The organism is Kitasatospora purpeofusca (assembly GCF_034043715.1).
Classification (GTDB): Bacteria; Actinomycetota; Actinomycetes; order Streptomycetales; family Streptomycetaceae; genus Kitasatospora; species Kitasatospora purpeofusca_A.
The window spans coordinates 67,755-88,049 of record NZ_JAXCLC010000021.1 but is presented as its reverse complement, the minus strand read 5'-3'; the positions used below and the strand labels follow the sequence as shown (position 1 = coordinate 88,049).

20 protein-coding genes are annotated in these 20,295 nt (G+C 74.9%); 10 read left to right on the top strand and 10 right to left on the bottom strand.

Annotated features, from left to right (window positions below):
• The first annotated feature begins 93 nt into the window (after nt 1-93).
• Entirely contained in the window at nt 94-885 is a 792-nt protein-coding gene (locus SM793_RS13605) for an NAD(P)H-dependent oxidoreductase (protein ID WP_320438414.1), read from the top strand.
• Between the two features lie 72 nt (nt 886-957).
• On the opposite strand, the gene SM793_RS13600 is transcribed toward SM793_RS13605, so the two are convergent.
• The gene (locus SM793_RS13600; protein WP_320438413.1) at nt 958-1,389 is read right to left on the bottom strand and encodes a hypothetical protein; all 432 of its coding nucleotides are present in this window, start codon (nt 1,387-1,389) and stop codon (nt 958-960) included.
• 87 nt (nt 1,390-1,476) lie between these two features.
• Nucleotides 1,477-2,505 (bottom strand): winged helix-turn-helix domain-containing protein, encoded by a 1,029-nt coding sequence (locus SM793_RS13595; RefSeq protein WP_320438412.1) that lies wholly within the window; start codon nt 2,503-2,505, stop codon nt 1,477-1,479.
• A gap of 297 nt (nt 2,506-2,802) precedes the next feature.
• Here SM793_RS13595 and SM793_RS13590 point away from each other — a divergent pair, with 297 nt between their 5' ends.
• On the top strand, nt 2,803-3,309 hold the full coding sequence (locus tag SM793_RS13590; protein ID WP_320438411.1) for an RICIN domain-containing protein: 507 nt from the start codon (nt 2,803-2,805) through the stop codon (nt 3,307-3,309).
• Nucleotides 3,310-3,387: 78 nt separating this feature from the next.
• On the opposite strand, the gene SM793_RS13585 is transcribed toward SM793_RS13590, so the two are convergent.
• From SM793_RS13585 to SM793_RS13575, 3 genes are all read right to left on the bottom strand, one after another.
• A complete protein-coding gene (locus SM793_RS13585) occupies nt 3,388-4,137 on the bottom strand; it encodes a hypothetical protein (RefSeq protein ID WP_320438410.1) in 750 nt (249 codons plus the stop codon).
• Nucleotides 4,138-4,229: 92 nt separating this feature from the next.
• On the bottom strand, nt 4,230-4,802 hold the full coding sequence (locus tag SM793_RS13580) for a PadR family transcriptional regulator (protein ID WP_320438409.1): 573 nt from the start codon (nt 4,800-4,802) through the stop codon (nt 4,230-4,232).
• Between the two features lie 110 nt (nt 4,803-4,912).
• The gene (locus tag SM793_RS13575; protein ID WP_320438408.1) at nt 4,913-6,967 is read right to left on the bottom strand and encodes an NADPH-dependent 2,4-dienoyl-CoA reductase; all 2,055 of its coding nucleotides are present in this window, start codon (nt 6,965-6,967) and stop codon (nt 4,913-4,915) included.
• A gap of 207 nt (nt 6,968-7,174) precedes the next feature.
• Between SM793_RS13575 and SM793_RS13570 the strand changes: the two genes are divergently transcribed.
• On the top strand, nt 7,175-8,440 hold the full coding sequence (locus SM793_RS13570) for an FAD-dependent monooxygenase (RefSeq protein WP_320438407.1): 1,266 nt from the start codon (nt 7,175-7,177) through the stop codon (nt 8,438-8,440).
• Between the two features lie 72 nt (nt 8,441-8,512).
• Here the strand turns inward: SM793_RS13570 and SM793_RS13565 are convergent, their stop codons facing one another.
• Together SM793_RS13565 and SM793_RS13560 are read right to left on the bottom strand one after the other, a co-directional pair.
• On the bottom strand, nt 8,513-9,088 hold the full coding sequence (locus SM793_RS13565; RefSeq protein WP_320438406.1) for a TerD family protein: 576 nt from the start codon (nt 9,086-9,088) through the stop codon (nt 8,513-8,515).
• A 54-nt stretch (nt 9,089-9,142) separates the two neighbouring features.
• Nucleotides 9,143-10,090 carry a LysR family transcriptional regulator gene (locus tag SM793_RS13560; protein ID WP_320438405.1) on the bottom strand — a complete coding sequence of 316 codons (948 nt, stop codon included), beginning with the start codon at nt 10,088-10,090 and terminating at the stop codon, nt 9,143-9,145.
• A 71-nt stretch (nt 10,091-10,161) separates the two neighbouring features.
• On the opposite strand from SM793_RS13560, the gene SM793_RS13555 reads away from it, so the two are divergent.
• A complete protein-coding gene (locus SM793_RS13555) occupies nt 10,162-10,902 on the top strand; it encodes an SDR family oxidoreductase (RefSeq protein WP_320438404.1) in 741 nt (246 codons plus the stop codon).
• A 563-nt stretch (nt 10,903-11,465) separates the two neighbouring features.
• On the opposite strand, the gene SM793_RS13550 is transcribed toward SM793_RS13555, so the two are convergent.
• Nucleotides 11,466-11,894 (bottom strand): hypothetical protein, encoded by a 429-nt coding sequence (locus SM793_RS13550; protein ID WP_320438403.1) that lies wholly within the window; start codon nt 11,892-11,894, stop codon nt 11,466-11,468.
• A gap of 88 nt (nt 11,895-11,982) precedes the next feature.
• Here SM793_RS13550 and SM793_RS13545 point away from each other — a divergent pair, with 88 nt between their 5' ends.
• Nucleotides 11,983-12,276, top strand: a complete 294-nt coding sequence (locus SM793_RS13545) for a hypothetical protein (RefSeq protein ID WP_320438402.1) — start codon at nt 11,983-11,985, stop codon at nt 12,274-12,276.
• A gap of 10 nt (nt 12,277-12,286) precedes the next feature.
• On the opposite strand, the gene SM793_RS13540 is transcribed toward SM793_RS13545, so the two are convergent.
• Nucleotides 12,287-13,861: a glycerol-3-phosphate dehydrogenase/oxidase gene (locus SM793_RS13540; protein ID WP_320438401.1), complete on the bottom strand. Its 1,575-nt coding sequence runs from the start codon at nt 13,859-13,861 to the stop codon at nt 12,287-12,289.
• Nucleotides 13,862-13,924: 63 nt separating this feature from the next.
• Nucleotides 13,925-14,545: a TetR/AcrR family transcriptional regulator gene (locus tag SM793_RS13535; RefSeq protein ID WP_320438400.1), complete on the bottom strand. Its 621-nt coding sequence runs from the start codon at nt 14,543-14,545 to the stop codon at nt 13,925-13,927.
• Nucleotides 14,546-14,631: 86 nt separating this feature from the next.
• On the opposite strand from SM793_RS13535, the gene SM793_RS13530 reads away from it, so the two are divergent.
• The 5 genes from SM793_RS13530 to SM793_RS13510 all read left to right on the top strand — a co-directional run bounded on the left by SM793_RS13530 (nt 14,632) and on the right by SM793_RS13510 (nt 20,289).
• Nucleotides 14,632-16,200 (top strand): FAD-binding oxidoreductase, encoded by a 1,569-nt coding sequence (locus tag SM793_RS13530; protein ID WP_320438431.1) that lies wholly within the window; start codon nt 14,632-14,634, stop codon nt 16,198-16,200.
• Nucleotides 16,197-17,126: a diacylglycerol kinase gene (locus tag SM793_RS13525; RefSeq protein ID WP_320438399.1), complete on the top strand. Its 930-nt coding sequence runs from the start codon at nt 16,197-16,199 to the stop codon at nt 17,124-17,126. The genes SM793_RS13530 and SM793_RS13525 overlap by 4 nt, the downstream gene beginning before the upstream one ends.
• 89 nt (nt 17,127-17,215) lie before the next feature.
• Nucleotides 17,216-17,641, top strand: a complete 426-nt coding sequence (locus tag SM793_RS13520) for an effector-associated constant component EACC1 (protein ID WP_320438398.1) — start codon at nt 17,216-17,218, stop codon at nt 17,639-17,641.
• A 1-nt stretch (nt 17,642) separates the two neighbouring features.
• Nucleotides 17,643-18,959 carry a caspase, EACC1-associated type gene (locus SM793_RS13515; protein ID WP_320438397.1) on the top strand — a complete coding sequence of 439 codons (1,317 nt, stop codon included), beginning with the start codon at nt 17,643-17,645 and terminating at the stop codon, nt 18,957-18,959.
• Nucleotides 18,943-20,289, top strand: a complete 1,347-nt coding sequence (locus tag SM793_RS13510; RefSeq protein ID WP_320438396.1) for a Clp protease N-terminal domain-containing protein — start codon at nt 18,943-18,945, stop codon at nt 20,287-20,289. Before SM793_RS13515 ends, SM793_RS13510 begins: the two co-directional genes overlap by 17 nt.
• Nucleotides 20,290-20,295 lie beyond the last annotated feature (6 nt).

Genomic DNA, 20,295 nt, shown 5'->3' with positions numbered 1-20,295 from the left:
TCCAGTATGGTGGCCCTCGCGTTACCAGGATCCGGAGTCCGCCGGATCAGCAGGGCGCTGGCTGCCGCCGGCCGCCCCGGCGAGGGTGGGGCCATGAGCAACCACACCCCGCAGCAGCAGCGGCCCCGGCGCGTCCTGGTCGTCACCGCCCACCCCGAACCCCGCTCGCTCACCGCCGCGCTGGGCGACTTCGCGGTCGCCCGGCTGCGCGCCGCCGGGCACGAGGTGGAGGTCTCCGACCTGTACGCGATGAAGTGGCATGCCGCCCTCGACGCCGACGACTTCCCCGACCGCCCGGCGGACGCCCGTCTGGCGGTGCTCGGCGCCCAGGACGAGGCCACCCGCACGGGGCGGCTGTCGGCCGACATCGCCGCCGAGCAGGAGAAGCTGCGCCGGGCGGACGCGGTGGTGTTCCAGTTCCCGCTGTGGTGGTTCTCGGCACCGGCGATCCTCAAGGGCTGGATCGACCGGGTGCTCACCTTCGGCTTCGCGCACGGCCCGAACGTCCCCCCGCCGTACAGCGAGGGCGCGTTGGGCGGCAAGCGCGGTCTGCTCGCGGTGAGCGTCGGTGGCCGCGAGTCGGCGTTCACCGACCGGGGCGCGCACGGACCGCTGGCGGACCTGCTGTTCCCGCTGCAGCACGGGGTGTTCTGGTTCAGCGGCATCGCGGCCCTCGAACCGTTCGCCGTGTACCGGTCGGAGGGCCTGTCGGCCGAGGAGTTCGAGGCCGCCGCGGAAGCCTACGGACAGCGCCTGGACGCCCTGTTCACCGAGGCGCCGGTCCCGTTCCGCCGCCTGGACGGCGGCGACTACTCGCGCGACATGCGCCTGCGCGAGGGCCTGGAGCACCCGGGCACCACCGGCCTCGCCCTCCACCTGGGCTGAGCGCCGGGCACCGGCCCCTGGGGGCGCCGACCGCACAGGGGTCGGCCGGCGCCCCACGGGGGGCGGGCCGCGTCACAAGCTCGCGAGATGCAGAGCCTCGCGCAGCGAGGCGTAGCCGACGCAGGCCAGCAGCCAGACCCCGAGACCGGCCGTCCCGGCGGCCAGGACCCGGCCGACGCGGCCGCGCCGCTCCTTCGGCCGGCGCAACTGCCGCACGCCGAGGAGCACCGGCAGGACGGCGGCGGCGCCCAGGGCGTAGGCGAGCAACGGGTCGCGGCGGTGGGCGAGTTCGGCCAGCACGAAGGCACCGGCGAGGGAGGCGGTGGTCAGCAGCGTGAGCAGCGTGCCGAGCACCAGCTCGGCGATGAACTCCCCCAGCGCCGTCAGACAGCCGCGCACGGGCCCGTGCGCGGGGTCGGCCACCGGCGTCGGGTCCCCCGGCAGGTGGACCGGGGCGGGCCCGGGCCCGTCGCGGTCCGGTATGTCGTGACCCTCGTCGGCCATGCTCGCCACCGTCCCCTCCCGCCGGGCGGACCGCCGCCGCCCGTGTCGACGCGGACCGACAGGCTATCGGCGGCGGGACCGGACCCGTCAGGTCTTCCCGGGGGCGGCCGGCGGCGGGACCGGCCGGTCGTCGAGGAGGGCTCGGCCGAGCGGGGTGAGGGTGTGGCGGACGCCGGGGCCGGAGCGTTCGGTGGTCAGCAGGCCGGCGCAGCGCAGGACGGTGGCGTGGTGGCTCGCGGTGGCGGCCGAGGTGCCGGTGCGGCGCGCGAGTTCAGCCGTGCCCGCCGGGTCGGCGACCGCCCGGAGGGTGCGGGCGCGGGTGGCGCCGAGCAGTGCGACGAGTGCGCCGTCGGGCTCCGCCGACGCGGAGCCGGTCCAGATCGTCCGGTAGGTGGCCAGGTCGCGGGCCAGCGGGTAGTGCAGCACGACCGGGTACTCGGGGCCCCGGTTGTCCGTCAGGGCGAGCGGCTCGGGCCAGAAGAAGGTGGGCACCAGGAGGATCCCGGTACCCCGCAGGTTCAGGTCGGCGTCGACCGGGCAGGGCAGCGACAGCACCGGTGACTCCCAGCGGACGTCCGGGTGCAGCGAGCCGAGCAGGCCGTCCAGTCCGGTGTCGGCGGCGGCCAGTGCCCGCCCGGTGCGCTCGGTGTGGGTGGCGGCCAGCAGCTGCGGCCAGTAGGGCGCCACCGCGAAGGCGTGGTACTCGCGGAGCCTGCGCTGCACCAGGCCGCGCCACTCGGGGTCGCCCCGGTGCAGCTCGCGGACCCAGCGGGGCGCCGTCGGGCGCAGGTACTCCAGGGCGCACAGGTCCGCCGCCCACAACTGCGGGGGCAGCGACCAGGTCTGTTCGAGGCTGTCCGCCAGGCTGCCGGTGCCCGCGTGCAGGAACGCCTCCGGCGCCTCCGTCGCACCCGCCGAGGTCGCCAGCTCGAACAGCACGCGCAGTTCGGGCCGCAGGCGTCCGCGGGTCCTGCTGCGCCAGCCCTCCAGTGCCACGCCGCCGACGCCGCGGGTCTGCACCAGCGACAGGCTCAGTACCGTCTCCGCGAGCGGGTCGGGTGCCCGCGCGATCCGTACCCGGGTCAGATCGTCGTGGGTGAAGTGGATGCGCAGCAATCCGGTCCTTCCGTCGGCTTCCCCGGCGGGGCGCGGCGGTGGCGGTGGCGGCCGGGCCCCGTCCGCCGAACGGGCGGCCGGCCCCGCCGCGTCCTGGTGTCCACCGTATGCGCACCCGCCCGGCCGGACGGGGGCGTTGCCCGGCTCTGACCCGTTCGTGGCACGTCACGGACATTCGCGCGCCCGGATTCGACGGAGCCCGAAGGGGCTTGGGCCGGCCGCTTCCGGACGCCGAGACTGGCGGCCGGGGCGCCCCGGCCGGGGTGTCCGGACCACCAGACCGGGAGTGCACCGATCATGCGATCCAGCCGCCAGTCCCTCGTCCGCTCCGTCGTCGTCGCCGGGTCGGTGCTCGCCGCCGCCACCGTGCTGGCCGCACCCGCGCAGGCGGCGCCGGTGCTGCACGGCTACGCCAACGTCGTCCAGGGCAAGTGCCTGGACATCCGCGCCGGCTCCACCGCCGAGGGCGCGCTGCTGCAGGAGTTCAGCTGCAAGAACGACTCCAACCAGCGCTTCTGGTCGGACACCGGCGCCGACGGGGCGACCGAGCTGCGGGTGCAGAAGTCCGGCCTGTGTCTCGAACCGACCACGCTCAACTCCTACAGCAGCGTGATCCAGCGGGCCTGCTCCGGTGCCCGGACGCAGCGCTGGGAGCTCATCCCGCACGGCCCGAACGCGGTCGTGTTCAAGAACCTGGCGTCCGGCCTGTGCCTCCAGGACTACTACTCGGCGGACGGCAGCCGGCGCGACGTCAACATGTGGCCGTGCCAGGAGAGCGCCTACCAGCAGTGGGTGGTGCGCTGAGCCCGGCGCGGCAGGGCGGGGCGGTCCCGGTTCTCCGGGGCCGCCCCGCGATCGGAGGACGGTGCGGGGCGCGCGGGGTCAGACGGCGGCGCCCGGGGCCGCGGTGGCGCCCGCCTGGACGCCCAGGGTGCGTTCGGCCTTGGCGACGGCCGCGCGGTAGTAGAGCGAGGCGAGCTGCGATCCGTCGGCGTCGCGCTGGAAGTACCCGTAGGCGAGGGCGACCTCGCCTAGGCGCTCGATGCCGAGGTAGCCGTTGAGCCGGACGCCGGCGAGGGTGCCGTCGAGGCGGACGGCCGGGGCCCCGGCGCGGTCGCCGAGGGCGATCGGGGTCACCGAGAAGGTCACGGCCGCACCGGTGTTGTCGGTGAAGGTGATGCTGTGGCAGTCGGCGAACGCGGAGCCGACGGTGGCGAAGTCGGCGTCCAGCCGGGCCGCCTCCTCGGCGGTGAGGGACTCGGTGATCATCGGGTTGCCGTCCGGGCCGTCGAACTGCGCCTCCTGGTGCGGGCCTTGGGCGGAGGCGCCGGACGGGTTCCGGTTCAGCAGCGCGCGCAGGGCGTCGCAGCCGGCCACCGGGGAGGCGCCGGACTCCGGCGAGGGGTTCGGGTCCGCCGGGATCTCGGTGAAGTCGGGGCCGAGTTCGGCGGCGGTCAGCAGGGCGGCCCGGAGCTGCCCGTCGGTCGGCAGCCGAGGCGCCGCCGCGGTTCCGGCGGTGACGGCGGACGTGGGCGCGGGTGGTGCTCCCGCCGCGAGCTGGGCGGTGCCGAGGGTGAGCACGGTGGCGACGGCCGCCGCGGTGAACGCGCGGAGATGCCTCGGGAGGGACATACGGGCCCCCGATCGATGAGGTCGGGCAGGGACAGGGGTCCAGTGTCCCACCGGCCCCCGGGGCGCGCCCGCCCGGAGCACGCAAGCGCAGGTCAGGAGGGGTTTCCCGACTCCACGGCAGAGGGCGGTCCGGGTGCCGGCGGCAGGCTCTCGACGGTCTCCGCGAGCCAGCGCACCCAGAAGGACTCCAGCCCGACACCGGCCCGCAGCACGGCGTACTGGAGCGGCTCGGCCCCGTCCTCCTTGCCGGTCGGGAAGTCGCGCCGCCCGATCGCCTCGTAGTGGGCCAACTGGGCCCGGTGCAGTTCGAGGTGGCGGCGCAGCTCGGTGTCGAGCCCGGCCGTGCCGACCACGGCGGCGGCGCGCAGCCGCAGCAGCAGCGGGTCGCGGATCGGGCGGGGGTCGTCCGCGGCGGCCGTCCACCGCGCCAGTTCGGCGCGGCCGGCGGGCAGCACCTCGTACTCCTTCTTCTGCCCGCGCACCGGACCGGCCTGCGGGAGCGCCCGGATCAGCCCGGTGGTCTCCAGCCGGCCCAGCTCGCGGTAGATCTGCTGGTGGGTGGCGGACCAGAAGAAGCCGATCGACCTGTCGAACCGCCGGGTCAGCTCCAGCCCCGAGGAAGGCTGCTCCAGCAGGGCGGTGAGGATGGCGTGCGGCAGCGACATGGCACCGATCCTAGGCGCCGCCCCGCACGGCCGGGGCGGCTCGTGCGGGGCGGCGGCCGGGGCGCGTCTCCGAGCCGGCGGCCGGGGCGCAACCGGGGCGGCGGCCGGGGTCAGAGAGCGGCGGCGAGCTCGGTGCCCTGCTTGACGGCGCGCTTGGCGTCGAGTTCGGCGGCCTCGTCGGCGCCGCCGATCAGGTGCGGGGTGACACCCAGGGCGCGCAGGGCGGCGTCGAGGTCGCGGCGCGGCTCCTGACCGGTGCACAGCACCACGGTGTCGACCGGCAGCAGCTGCGGCTCGCCGTCGACGGTGAAGTGCAGGCCGGCGTCGTCGATCCGGTCGTAGCCCGCGCCGGCGACCATGGTGACGCCGCGGTGCTTGAGCTCGGTGCGGTGGATCCAGCCGGTGGTCTTCCCGAGCCCGGCGCCGACCTTGGTGGTGCGGCGCTGGAACAGGTGGACCCGGCGCGGCGGCTCGGGCCGCTCGGGGCGGGCGAGGCCGCCGCGCTCGCGGTAGTCCCCGTCGATGCCCCAGTGCCGGCGGTGCACGGCCGGGTCGAGGCTCGGCGCGTCGCCCGCGTCGGTGAGGAACTCGGCGACGTCGAAGCCGATGCCGCCCGCGCCGAGGACCGCGACCCGCTCACCGACGGCCGCGCCGTCGCGCAGCACGTCGAGGTAGCCGAGCACGCTGGGGTGGTCGACGCCCGGCAGGTCGGCGGGGTCGGGGACGCGCGGGCTGACGCCGGTGGCGAGCACGACCTCGTCGAAGCCCTCGGCGGCGAGCGCGGGCGCGTCGACCCAGCCGCCGAGCCGCAGCTCCACCCCGAGGTCCTCCAGCCGGTGGCGGTAGTAGCGCAGGGTCTCCGCGAACTCCTCCTTGCCCGGGATCCGGCGGGCGATGTCGAGCTGCCCGCCGATGACGGCGGCGGCGTCGAACAGGGTGACCCGGTGGCCGCGCTCGGCCGCGGTGACGGCGCAGGCGAGGCCGGCCGGTCCGGCGCCGACGACGCCGACCCGCTTGGCCCGCCGGGTCGGGGCGAGCACCAGCTCGGTCTCGTGGCAGGCACGCGGGTTGACCAGGCAGGAGGTGATCTTCCCGCTGAAGGTGTGGTCCAGGCACGCCTGGTTGCAGCCGATGCAGGTGTTGACGGCCTCGGGGCGGCCCGCGGCGGCCTTGGCGACGAAGTCCGGGTCGGCGAGCAGCGGGCGGGCGAGCGAGACCAGGTCGGCGCAGCCGTCGGCGAGCAGCCGCTCGGCCAGCTCGGGGGTGTTGATCCGGTTGGTGGCGACCAGCGGCACGGACACCGAGCCCATGACCCGCTCGGTCACCCAGGCCCAGGCGCCGCGCGGCACCGAGGTGGCGATGGTGGGGATGCGCGCCTCGTGCCAGCCGATGCCGGTGTTGATGATGGTGGCACCGGCCGCCTCGACGGCCTTGGCGAGCCGGACCACCTCGTCCAGGGTGGAGCCGCCGGGGACGAGGTCGAGCATGGAGAGCCGGAAGACCAGGATGAAGTCCGGTCCGACCCGCTCCCGGACCCGGCGGACGATCTCGACCGGGAAGCGCATCCGGTTCTCGTAGCTGCCGCCCCACTCGTCCTCGCGGTGGTTGGTGGCGGCGGCGACGAACTCGTTGACCAGGTAGCCCTCGGAGCCCATGATCTCGACGCCGTCGTAGCCGGCCCGGCGGGCGAGTCCGGCGCAGCGGGCGAAGTCCTCGATGGTGGCCTCGACCTCGTCGGCGGTGAGGGCGCGGGGCGGGAACGGGCTGATCGGGGCCTGCACGGCGCTGGGGGCGACCAGGCCGGGGTGGTAGGCGTAGCGGCCGAAGTGCAGGATCTGGAGGGCGATCCGGCCGCCGGCGGCGTGCACGGCGTCGGTGACGACGCGATGCTGGTCCGCCTCCTCCTCGGTGGTGAGCTTGGCGCCGCCGTCCCAGGGGCGCCCGGCCTCGTTGGGGGCTATGCCGCCGGTGACGATGAGGCCGACGCCGCCGCGGGCGCGTTCGGCGTAGAAGGCGGCCATCCGCTCGAAGCCGTTCTCGGCCTCCTCCAGGCCGACGTGCATGGAGCCCATGATCACGCGGTTGGGAAGGGTGGTGAAGCCGAGGTCGAGCGGACGCAGCAGGTGCGGGTAGGGCGGCGGCGGGGTGCTGGCGGTCGTCGTCATCGCGGCTTCTCCTGGCGGGGCGGGCGGGGGCGCGGGGGGTGGCCGGCCACCACACGGTAGGCGAGCCCGAGCGCCCTATGCAACCAGTTGCATAGGTGATCCAGGGAACACCTCGGGCACTTCGCTGACGGGCCGTCAGTCCACGGCGTATGGTCGACGGGACGACGGACGGGGCCGCGGGCGGCCCGACGAGGAGGGGGAGCGGTCGTGCGGGGTGGATCGGTCGCCGTGGTCGGCGGCAGCATCGCGGGTTGTGCGTTCGCGCGGGCGGCGGCCCGGGGCGGAGCCGAGCGGGTCACCGTGCTGGAGCGCAGCCCGGGACACCTGGAGGACCGCGGCGTGGGCCTGTGCGTCCTACTGGACCGCTACCGGGAACTGGTCCTGGCCGGCCACCTGGACGACGGCATCCGCCACCATCCGCTCACCACCCGGCACTGGGTGACCAAGGACCCCGCGGGCACCCCGCGCGGGCGGGTGCTGTGGGTGCAGCCGATGACCATGCACTCCTTCCACTGGGGCGTGCTGTGGCAGGGGCTGCGCGAACGCACCCCCGGGCGGGTGGAGTTCCGCCCGGCGACGGCCGTCACGGCGGTCGGCGGCACCGACCTCGCCGGGCCGGCCTGGGTCGAGACGGCGGCCGGCGGACGCGAGCCGTACGACCTGGTGGTGGGCGCCGACGGCCACCGGTCGGTGGTACGCGCCGCCGTCTGCCCGGAGGCCCGGGCCGAGTACGCCGGGTACGTCGCCTGGCGCGGCAGCTTCGACGCCCGGCTGCTCGACCGGCTCCCGGGCGGCGCGGCCCACTGGCCCGAGGCGGAGGTGATCACCGTCTGCTACCCCGGCGGACAGGTCGTGCTCTACCGGATCCCGGGACCGACCCCCGGTACCACCCTGGTGAACTGGGTCTTCTACGCGCCCGCGCCCGACTGGCTGCGGACCGCCGGCGGCACCGACCCGCTCGGCTTCGCGGTCGGCTCGCTGGACGCCGCCCGCCGCGGCGAACTGGCCGCGCTCGGCGAGCGCGTCCTGCCGCCGTACTGGGCCGGGGTGGTCGACCTGACGCCCGTGGAGCGGATCCTGCTCCAGCCGATCCACGACCTGGAGACCCCGCGGCGCACCGCCGGGCGCCTGCTGCTCGCCGGGGACGCCGCGACGCTCGTCCGCCCGCACACCACCAGCGGCGCGGCGAAGGCGCTGCAGGACGCCTGCGCCTTCGAGGACGCCTGGCGGGCGGCGGAGGGCTGGGCCGATCTGCTGCCCGGCTACGACCGCGAGCGGGGCGCGGCGGGGCGGGCGCTGGTGGAGTTGAGCCGCCGGCTCGGTCGGGCGCAGGTCACCGGGGCGCCGGACTGGTCGACCGTGGACGGGCCGGCGATGGTCGCGTGGTGGCGCGACCAGCTGGGCGCCTCGGGCGGGTTCGGCGGGCTGGCACTGGAGCGGACGCCGAACCCGGCGGCGGCGGAGGGCCGTTGACGGGGCGGGCCGCCGGGTGTCGACCCCCCGGCGGCCCGCCCGGGCACCTCACGCGCTCGGGATGCCCACGTGTCAGACGTTGACGCCGTAGTCGGTCGCGATGCCGCGCAGGCCGGAGGCGTAACCCTGGCCGATCGCGCGGAACTTCCACTCGGCGCCGTTGCGGTACAGCTCGCCGAAGACCATCGCCGTCTCGGTGGAGGCGTCCTCGGTGAGGTCGTACCGGGCCAGCTCCTGGCCGTTGGCCTGGTTGACGATCCGGATGAAGGCGTTGCGCACCTGGCCGAAGCTCTGGAACCGGGCGTCGGCGTCGTAGATCGACACCGGGAAGACCACCTTGGCCACGTCGGCCGGGACACCGGCCAGGTCGACCCTGATCTGCTCGTCGTCGCCGTCGCCGCCACCGGTCAGGTTGTCGCCGCTGTGCTCGACCGAACCGTCCGGGCTGCGCAGGTTGTTGAAGAAGACGAAGTGCTGGTCCGAGACCACCTTGCCGAGCGCGTTGCAGAGCAGCGCGCTCGCGTCCAGGTCGTAGTCGGTGCCGGTGGTGGTGCGGACGTCCCAGCCGAGTCCGACGATGACGGCCGTCAGGCCCGGCGCCTCCTTGGTCAGCGAGACGTTGCCGCCCTTGGCCAGCGAAACTCCCACGATTGCCCTCCTCGGTTGCTCTCCCTGGCAAACGAATCTACAGCACTGTAGAGATCACGAGAATCCGTCGGTCGGCACATCCGCCGATCCGGCCGGACCACGGGCGGCCCCGCCGGGCAGCAGCCGGACCCGACGGGCCAGCAGCTCGACGAACGCCGTCGTCAGCGCGTCCGGCCTGGTCCTGGTGTACGCCACCAGCGGGCGCCGCACCGGCGGTTCGGGCCGGCGCACCAGCCCGTCGAAGCCGGGCGGCACGATGTTCGCGGGCACCAGCGCCGGGCCCAGCCCGGCTGCCGCGAGCAGCGGCGCCGCCGCCGTCTGCTCGGTGCGCACCGCCACCCCGGGGCGGAAACCGGCCCGCGCGCAGGCCGCGTCCAGCACGTCCGCCAGGCCGTTGCCGGGGGCGTAGTGCACCCAGTCGCGCCCGGCCAGCGCCGTCAGCGGCACCGGGGCGTCGTCCGGCCCCTCCGGCCCCTCCGGCTCGTCGGCCGGGAGCACCAGGACGAACTCCTCCACCCCCAGCTCCCGGATCGGCCCCTCCCAGCCCGTCGGCAACGGCCCCACCGCCACATCGGCCTGACCCGCCGTCATCGCCGCCCGGAGGTCCTCGGTGTGCGCGAACTCCCGCAGCCGGATCCGCACCCCCGGGTGCGCCGCCCGCCAGGCCCGCAGCACCGGCGGCAGCAGACCCAGGCTGACCGAGTACACCGTCGCCAACTCCAGCTCCCCGCCGGCCAGTCCGGCCGCACTCAGGGCCGCCGCCCGCAGCCGCTCGGCGTCCGCCAGCGCCGCCCGCGCGTGCGGCAGCACCGCCCGCCCCATCGGCGTCGGCCGCACCGCCCGCGGCAGCCGCTCCAGCAGTGGCCCGCCGACGGCCTTCTCCAGCGCCCGCACCTGGTGCGAGAGCGCCGGCTGGGTGACGTGCAGCAGCTCGGCGGCACGGGTGAAGGACCCGGTGTCGACGACGGTCACCAGGTACTCGAACTGTCGGAGCGTGGTCATGCAGCCAGTCTATGGATACCGTCGAAAACAAGCATTGGACGCATCCTCCCTGGTCGGAACAGCCTTGTCCCATGACCGACAGCACTCTCCCACTCGCCTCCCGCCGCGTCGTCGTGATCGGCGCGGGCTCCCGCACCGGCCGCGCCCTCGCCCACGCCGCCTCCGCCGCCGGAGCCGAACTCGTCCTCGCCGGCCCCGACCCGCGCAAGCTGGAGTGGACGGCCGGCGAACTTCCCGGCCCCGCCCGCACCGTCCCCGTCGACCTCGCCGACGAGGCGTCCGTCGCCGCCCTCGCGACCGCCACCGGCCGCTTCGACCACCTGGTCTCCACCGCCGCCATGCCCGCCAACGGCCCACTCGCCGAACTCGAACTCGCCGACATCCACCGGGCGTTCGCCGCCAAGGTCTACGGCCCGCTGCTGCTCGCCAAGCACCTCGCCCCGCAGGCCGCCACCGACACCCCCGACGGCGCCTCCTTCACCTTCTTCTCCGGGGTCGCCGCCTGGCGCCCGGCCCCCGCCCGCACCGTGATGGCCACCACCAACGGCGCGCTCGCCTTCCTCGTCCAGGCCCTCGCGGTCGAGATCGCCCCGGTCCGGGTCAACGCCGTCTCCCCCGGCATCGTCGACACCGGCGCCTGGGACGGCCTCGGCCCCGACAAGGCCGCCTTCCTCCGCTCCGTCGCCGAACGCAACCCGGCCCGCCGCACCGGCACCGTCGACGACCTGGTCCGCACCGTCCACTTCGCCATGACCAGCCCCTTCGTCACCGGCACCGTCCTGCACGTCGACGGCGGCGGCCGCCTGGCCTGAGCCCTCGGACGCGTCAACCAGCGCGTCTGTGACTCCGGCGGCCAGGTCCCCCGCCACCCGCGACCCCGCCCGTCCACCGGGACAGCCCAGGACCCTGGCGCGCGCGGTCTGCTTCGCTACGAACAGCTCGTTCGTCACCACCCCCGTCCTCCACAAGCACCGCGGCGGGCGCCTCGCGGGGCGGCTCCCCCGCCAGCGTCCCGATACGACGGAAGGCCGCCCAGACATTGTCTGGGCGGCCTTCCTGGCCCGACCACCCCTTCGGGTCCTTTCTCTCTTTCCTCCCGATCGGGGTGATCTCCGCAGCCTCCGCAGCGGCGGCGGCGGCATAGTTCGCCGTATCAGCGGTGAACGCTGGAGCTCGGCGTCCACCCAGGAGTGGGAATAGGATTCCATGCAATGTCGGAGCCGCTCCGACTCGGAGGCAAGCCAGATCCCATCGGCATCCGCGCAGGAGACCAGCCAGCCGTCATCGTCGAACAGGACCAACGGGTACGCCAATTCTTCAACCGGCGCGCCGTCGTGTGCCATCCACCAACGCTTCCCGTTCTGCTTCGTCGACGTCAGACCGCTCCCGCCACTTCAAGGGCGAAGATCTTCAGTTGGCCACTGGGGTCGCGATGTCCGCGCGCAAGGAATTCCTCCACGACATCCTGCGCACGGTCGACGAACAGCAGCGATACCCGGAATGGAATATCATCGCGCCCGGCGGATACGAACGACATGCGCAACTGCCCCGCCTGGTCGTCGTACCACGCATAGACGACGCCAGGCCTTCCCGTGCCGTCGGACGCGGCATCCTGCAACCAAGCTTCCACAGTGTCCGCCAGTGCGGCAGCCAGCTCAGCCGAGTCGGCATCCTCGGCATCGTCAACCAGGTCGGGAAGATACTCGATGTTCTCCAGTGCCTCCTCATCAAGGTTTCCGGTGCCACCCCAGACACCGACCTCGGCCGCTTCCTTAAGGATTTCCACCAGCTCCGAACAGCTCAATTCGGAAATCCCTCCAGGAATGTCCTGCCCCTGCGACGTACACTGACGATGGCCGGGGGGCGTCCAGGGGGTATTCCGGGAGGTCCTCATGCGCCAGCGGCACAGCTTCCACCTCGACCGGGGCGGGCACTCCGTCACGGTGAACGTGCGGTCCGGGTGGATCACCGAGACCGAGGTGCTGGTGGACGGCAGGGAGGTGGCCTTCCACCGGGTCCACGGGCACGGGGTGTACCCGCTCACGCTCGCCGCGCAGTTGGCCGAGGAGCCGCCGTGGCCGCTGGCCGTCCGGCTGGAGCGGACGGGCGCGCCGGAGCGGCCGCTCAGCTGCACGCTGGAGTTCGGGGCGGACGTGGCGCCGATGGCGGAGCGGACGGGGCGCTAGGGGTTCGCGATCAGGCCGAAACCTTCGCCGTGATGCCCTCGACGGCCGACCGGGCCCGGTCGGCGTCCGCCGTGACGAGGCCGATCCGGGTGCGCCGGTGCAGTACGTCCTCGACGTCCAGCGCGCCCTCGTGGGTGAGCGCGTACGCGATCTCGGCGCGGCTGACGTCGATCCCGTCGGCGACCGGGGCCCCGTACCCGGCGCCGAGGAGTTCCTCGCCGACCGCCAGCACCTCGGTGGCCGCCCCGCCGTGCCGGGCGAGCAGCGAGGCCGCCACCTCTCCCTCCGGCACCGGGCGGCTGTCCCGGTGGCCGGGTGCGCCGACCAGCGGCAGCCGGGTGGTCCAGCAGGCGCGGGCGGACAGCTCGCGCAGCCGGACGGCGGTGTCCACGGCGTCCTCGGCCATCCGACGGTAGGTGGTGAGCTTGCCGCCGACCACGGTGATCACGCCGTTCGGCGACTCCAGGACGGCGTGCCGGCGGGAGATGTCGGCGGTCGCGCCGTCGCCGGTGTCGATCAGCGGACGCAGCCCCGCGTGGGCGCCACGGACATCGGCCCTGGTCAGCGCCGTCTCCAGGGCGCCGTTCACGGTGTCGAGCAGGAAGTCGACCTCGGCCTCGGAGGGCTGCGGCTCGTCCGGGATCGGGCCGGGCGCGTCCTCGTCGGTGAGGCCGATCGCCACCCGGCCGAGCTGCTGCGGCAGCGCGAAGACGAACCGGCTGGTGGAGCCGGGCACCGGGACGGTCAGCGCGGCGAGCGGCCGGCCGAGCGCGGCCGCGTCCACCACCAGGTGGGTGCCCCGGCTGGGCCGCAGCCGGATCGAGGGGTCCACCTCGCCCGCCCACACGCCGGTGGCGTTGACGACGGCGCGGGCGTCCAGGGTGAACGACGCCCCGGTGAGGGTGTCGACGAGCCGGGCGCCCGCCCCGGTGACGGCGTCGGCCCGCACCCGGGTGAGCACGGTCGCCCCGTACTGCGCCGCGGTGCGGGCCAGGGCCACCACCAGCCGGGCGTCGTCGACGAGTTGGCCGTCGTGGGCGACCAGCGCGCCGGACAGGCCCGCGCCGCGCAGACCCGGCACCAGGGCCCGGGCGCGGTCGGCGCCCACCCGGCGGACCCGCGGCAGCAGACCGCCCGGCGTGCCGGCGCTCAGTCGCAGCGCGTCCCCCGCGTGGAAGCCGGCCCGGACCAGCGCGGCCTGGCCGGGGCGGAACAACCCGTCGAGCAGCGGCACGAGTTGGGGCAGCGGCCGGACCAGGTGCGGCGCGGTGCGGGTCATCAGCACGCCGCGCTCGACGGCGCTCTCCCTGGCCACCCCGATCCGGCCGGAGGCGAGGTAGCGCAGACCGCCGTGGACGAGCTTGGAGCTCCACCGGCTGGTCCCGAAGGCGAGGTCGCGGGACTCGACCAGCACCACGCACAGTCCGCGCGCGGCCGCGTCCAGGGCGACGCCCGCGCCGGTGACGCCGCCGCCGATCACCAGCAGGTCGACCGACGGGCGGCCGGCGAGCGCGTCGAGCTCCAACTCCCGGCGGCGGGCGGTGAGTCGGGCGGTCCCGGCGAAGGGCCCGGCGGTGGTGGTCATCTGCGCCTCCGAGGCGGTCGGTCTACGGGCGGTGCGCGGGCGGGCGGGGGCGGGCGGGCGGGCCTACGGCGCGAGGTACCCGTCGAGGGCGCGGGCGAGCTCCCGCCGCCAGGCCTCCTCGGGCAGCACCGGGGCCACCATGCGGTGCGACTGCACCGTGGACTGGGCGATCAGCAGCACCATCGCGGCCAGTTCGAGCGGCTCCCCGGCCCGGATCGAACCGTGCCGCTGCCCCTGCTCGATCCCCGACCGCAGCGCGTCCAGCAGTCCGCGCTGGCTGGCGCCCAGGCGGTCGACCACGTACTCGAACAGCGTGTCGGAGTCGCCCGAGCGCAGCAGCGCGCCCAGCACCGGGTGGTCGCGCAGCCGGACGGCCACCTCGACCACGCCGTCGACGAACGCGGCCCGGTCGGTGCCCGTGAGCCGGACGGCGTCCCGGGTGGCCGCGATCTCCCGGGTGAGCAGTGCGCCGATCACGGCGCGGACGTCGGGCCAGCGCCGGTAGACGGTCGGCCGGCTCACCCCGGCGCGGCGCGCGATCTCGGCCAACTGGGCGCGCCCGACGCCCAGTTGGACGATCAGTTCGGCGGCGGCGTCGAGGATCGCGTCATCGGTGCCGCGCTCGGCGCCACGGTCGCTGACAGGCCCGGCGCCCTGCTCGTAAGGCTCGTTACTACTTGACATGATGTGTAAAACTGTAACGCATGACCCCCGAGAAGCAAGCGGCACCGGCGACCCCCACCGGTACGGCCACCCTGCCGCTCCCCCCGATGAAGTGGGACGCCTGGGGCGACCCGGCCCTCGCCAAGGAGCTGTCCGCCGACATCAAGGGCCTGCTCGCCGCCGCCCTCGGCGTCACCGGCGACGCCGCCCCCGGGCCCGACGCCTCGGAGGTCGTCCTGCGGCCGTCCGCCCTCACCCCCGACGACCTCGCGGCCCTCGCCGCCGTCGTCGGCGCGGCCCACCTCAGCACCGCCGACGCCGACCGCCTCCCCCGGGCCGGCGGCAAGTCCACCCCCGACCTGCTGCGCCGCCGCTCGCGCGACCCGCAGAACGCGCCGGACGCCGTCGTGCTGCCCGGCAGCGAGGACGAGATCACCGCGCTGCTCGCCGTCTGCACCGAGCGCCGGATCGCCGTCGTGCCGTTCGGCGGCGGCACCAGCGTCGTCGGCGGACTGGACCCGGAACGCGGGCCGTTCGCCGCCGTCGTCTCGCTCGACCTGCGCCGGCTCGACCAGCTCCTCGACCTCGACGAGACCTCCGGCGAGGCCCTCCTCGGCGCCGGCCTCACCGGCCCGGCCGCCGAAGCCCTGCTCGCCGAGCACGGATTCGAGCTCGGCCACTACCCGCAGAGCTTCCGCTTCGCCACCATCGGCGGCTTCGCGGCCACCCGCTCCTCCGGCCAGAACTCGGCCGGCCACGGACGGTTCGACGACATGGTGCGCGGCCTGCGGGTGGTCACCCCGACCGGCCTGCTCGACCTCGGCCGCGCCCCGGCCTCCGCCGCCGGCCCCGACCTGCGCGAGCTGTTCCTCGGCTCCGAGGGCGCACTCGGCGTGATCACCGCCGTCCGGGTGCGCGTCCACCCCGTGCCCGCCGTCAAGGCCTACGAAGCCTGGTCGTTCCCCGACTTCACCACCGGCGCCACCGCGCTGCGCGCCGTCGAGCAGCAGGGCACCGGCCCGACCGTCGTCCGGCTCTCCGACGAGGCCGAGACGATGATCAACCTGGCCATGACCGAGAAGATCGGCGGCGAGGCCGCCGTCAGCGGCTGCCTCGCGGTCACCGTCTTCGAGGGCACCGCCGAGCAGGTCGCCGCCCGCCACCAGCTCACCCGCGCCGCCCTGCTCGCCGCCGGCGGCACCTCGCTCGGCGAGGCCCCCGCCCGGGCCTGGGAGCACGGCCGGTTCAACGCCCCGTACCTGCGCGACTCGCTGCTCGACGCGGGCGCGCTGTGCGAGACCCTGGAGACCGCCGCCGGCTGGCGCGACCTGCACGCCCTGCGCTTCGCCGTCACCACCGCGCTGACCGAGGCCCTGCCCGGCTCGCTCGTGCTGTGCCACATCTCGCACGTCTACCCGACCGGCGCCTCGCTCTACTTCACCGTGGTCGCCGCCCTCGGCGAGGAGCCGCTGGAGCAGTGGGGCGCCGCCAAGCGGGCCGCCTGCGACGCCATCGTCCAATCCGGCGGCACCATCACCCACCACCACGCCGTCGGCACCGACCACCGCCCCTGGATGGCCGACGAGATCGGCGACCTCGGGGTGCGCATCCTGCGCGCCGTCAAGGCCGAGATCGACCCCGCCGGCATCCTCAACCCGGGCAAGCTGATCCCGTGAGCGACCGGAGAACCATCGCCCGCGTCGTTCTCCTCACCAACCCCGCGGCCGCCGCCGGCCACGCCGAACCGGCGGCCCACCGCGCCGCCGCCCGCCTGCGCGCCCACGGCATCACCGTGGACCCGCGGGCGGGCGGCTCCGCCGCCGAGTCGCTCGCGCTCGCCCGGGAGGCGGTCGCCTCGCCGTCCTGCGACGCCCTGGTCGTCGTCGGCGGGGACGGCATGATCAACCTCGCCCTCCAGGCCGTGGCCGGCACCGCCACCCCGCTCGGCGTGATACCCGCCGGCACCGGCAACGACCACGCCCGCGCCCACGCCCTGCCCCGGGGCACCCCCGAGGCCGCCGCCGACACCGTCGCCGCCGGCCGCACCCGCACCGTCGACCTCGGCCGGGTCACCGCCGCCGACGGCACCACCCGCTGGTTCGGCTCCGTCCTCGCCAGCGGCTTCGACTCCCTGGTCAGCGACCGGACCAACCGCCTGCGCTGGCCGCGCGGCCGGATGCGCTACAACCTCGCGATCGCCGTGGAGTTCGCCAACCTCCGCCCGCTGCCGTTCCGGATCACCCTCGCCGACGGCACCCGGATCGACCGCGACCTCACCCTCGCCGCCGTCGGCAACACCAGCAGCTACGGCGGCGGGATGCTCATCTGCCCCGACGCCGACCCCGCCGACGGCCTGCTCGACGTCACCCTCGTCGACGCCATGCCCCGGCGGCGGATCGCCCGCTTCTTCCCCACCCTGCTCAAGGGCACCCACATCGCCCGGCCCGAGGTCACCACCCACCGCACCACCTCGCTGCGGCTCGACTCCCCCGGCATCACCGCCTACGCGGACGGCGAGTTCATGGCACCGCTGCCGGTCGAGGTCACCGTCGTGCCGGGGGCGCTGCGGCTGCTCGTTCCGGATCACGGTTCCGAGCAATGATCCGGACCTCCCGCGGCGCTCCCCCGGATCAGTAGACTGACCGCTCTCGACTCCGTCCAGAACCAGCCTTGTGGGGGGCACCTGTGGACGTGCACATTTCCGTGACCGGTGGGGAGACCGGTTCGGGGACCGGTTCCGGTCCGGGGACCGCCGCGGAGGCCGAGTCGCTCACCGACTGGCTCCGGGGGGAACCGGGCCTGACCAGGACCACCCTGACCGGGCGTGCGCCCGCGCCCGGGGAGATGGGCTCGGTGCTGGACACCGTGACCGTCGCCCTCGGCGCCGGCGGCGGGCTCTCGGTACTCGCCTCCTCCCTGCGCACCTGGTTCGCCCAGCCCCGGCGCGGCGACGTCCGGCTGAAGATCCGTCGGGCCGACGGCGGGACGCTGGAACTCGACGCCAAGCGGGTGCGCGCCGGGGACCTGGAGGCGATCCTGCGCACCGCGCTGGAGAGCCAGGAACCGGGGAGCCAGGAACCGGAGGGCCCGGCCCCGTCCGGTCCCGAGCAGGGCTGAGGTGCGCCTCCCGGACCCCCTGCGGTCCCGGATCGTGCTGGTCGGCGCGAGCACGTACACGGACCCGGACCTGCCGGACCTCCCGGCGGTCCGGCGTACCGTGGCCGACCTGGCGGCCCTGTTCACCGACCCGGACCACGGGGTCGTCCCGGAGGAGCACTGCACCGTCCTGCTCGACGACGCCGACCTGTCCCGGGTCGGTCGGCGGCTGCGCGAGGCCGCTCGGGCCGCCGAGGACCTGCTGCTGGTCTACTTCACCGGCCACGGACTGGTCGGCGGCCGCCGGCACGACCTCTACCTCGCGCTGCCCGACAGCGAGTACGGGGACCCGGACTTCACCTCGCTCGAGTACGACAAACTGCGCGGCACCGTGCTCAACAGCCGCGCCACCACCAAGATCATCGTGCTGGACTGCTGCTTCTCCGGCCGCGCCGTCACCGGCACCATGGCCGGCGGCCCCGGCACCATCAACCAACTGGAGGTCGCCGGCACCTACGTGCTGACCTCCGCCCAGCGCGACCAGGTCGCCCTCTCCCCGCCGGGCGAGGACCACACCGCCTTCTCCGGACGGCTCATCCGACTGCTGCGCGAGGGCGTCGCCGGCGGCCCGGAGTACCTCACCATCGACGACCTGTACCAGCGCCTCGCGGCCCTGATGCTCGCCGAGGGCCTGCCCGTCCCCCTCAGCCGCGCCACCGAGAACGCCAGCCTGATCGCCCTCGGCCACAACCGGATCTACGCCGACCACATCGCCCCCGCCCTGCGCGAGCGGCAGGTGGCCGCCGAACAGCAGGCCCTGGAAGGCGACTGGGCCGGCGCCGCCGCCTCCCTCCAAGGGGTACTGGAGGAGCAGACCCGCCTCCTCGGCGCCGAGCACGAGGACACCCTGCGCTGCCGCCGCGCCCACGCCCACTGCGTCGGCGGCGCCGGCGACCCGGCCGAAGCCGCCCGCCTGCTGCGGCCCCTCCCCGCCGCCCACGCCCGCCTGCTCGGCAAGGACCACGAGGAGACCCTGCACACCCGCCAGTTCCTCGCCGTCAACCTCGGCGAGGCCTGCCACCGGGCGGAGGCCATCGCCGTCCTCCGCGTCCTCCTCGCCGACCGCAGCCGCCTCCTCGGCAGCGAGCACGAGGACACCCTGCGGACCCGGCACATGCTGGCCCGCAACCTGGCGCTGACGGGCGCCGAGGAGGAGGCGACGGCGCTGCTGCGGCAACTCGTCGCGGAACGCGACCGGGTGCTGGGCACGCAGCACCCGCACACGGTGCGGGCCCGGAAGGAGCTGGCGGTGCTGGAGAGAGGTGGACGTAGTGGGTAAGCAGTTCACCGAGGAGGCGCGAAAGGCTCTCGACCTGGCTGATCGGGAAACGTTCCTGCTCGGCTTTCCCGAGGTCCACACCTCACACCTGCTTCTGGGTCTCATGAGGGAGAACGAGGGTGTCGCCGCTCAGGTCTTGAGGCAGCTCGGCTGCTCGCTCGTCACCCTCCGTCGGCAGCACGGTGTCTACACCGGACCGGACCGCCCGACCGACTCCAACGACCTGCCGTACACCGACGCGTCCAAGCGGGTCGTCGAGTACGCCTGGGACGCGGCCAAGGGCATGGGTCGCGACCGCATCGACACCGAGCACATCCTCCTGGGCCTCGTCGGCGACAGGGCCGAAGCCGCCGCCCTTCTCCTCGCGGGCTACAACGCCGATCACGACGTCCTGGTCCGGATGATCCGAGCCACCCTTGCCGGGCAGCCCCTGGCGAGGGCCGATCCGGTGCCGACATCCACCGACATCCTCGCGAGGGTGACCCGGAACCTCACCCGGGAAGCGGCCGACCGGTCGGCGGTGCTCGGGCGGCAACCCGAGCTCGACCGCGTCCTCCAGGTGCTCAGCCGGCGGGCGCGCAACGTCGCACTGCTGGTGGGCGATCCCGGGGTGGGTAAGACGAGCATCGCGGCCGGGCTGGCGCGGGCCGTCGTCCGCCGGGAAGTTCCTTCGCGATTCCTCGGCCGGAGCGTCCTCCGCCTCGACGTCACCGCGCTGTTCACCGACCCCCGGCACCACGGGCGCTTCACCGAGGTGATGGCCGAGCTGGTGCAGGACATCCTCCGGTCGAACAGCCTCATCCTCTTCCTCGACAACGCCCTCTCCGTCGTGCGGACCCGCGAGGGGCAGGCCGAGGCGCTGGCCTTCTTCCGACCGGTGTTCGACGTGCCCGGCGTCTCGATCGTCGCAGCCGCCGGGTCCGTCGACCACCGGCGGTGGGAGCGGGACTCGGGCCCGGATAGGAGGATCCAGCCGGTGCCGGTCGCCGAGCCGGCGTCGGAGGACGTCCTGGAGATCCTGCGCGGCGCCCGGCAGCGGCTGGTCGACCACCACGAGGTCGTGATCACCGACGAGGCCCTCGCCGAGGCCGCCCGGCTCGCGCACGGCTACCTCCCCGGCCACGCCCTGCCGGGTGCCGCGATCGACCTGCTGGACGAGGCGAGCGCACAGGTCTGCTCCGGCCCGGTGCCCTCCGGCACGAGGCCGAGCGTCACCGAGGAGGTGGTGACCCGGACGGCCGGCGCGGCCGCCGCCCTCCCGGTGGCTCCCCGCCCGCCGGTGCTCTCCCCTCCCGTCCCGCACGATCCGACCGTCTGGTCCATGAGCTGATCCGGC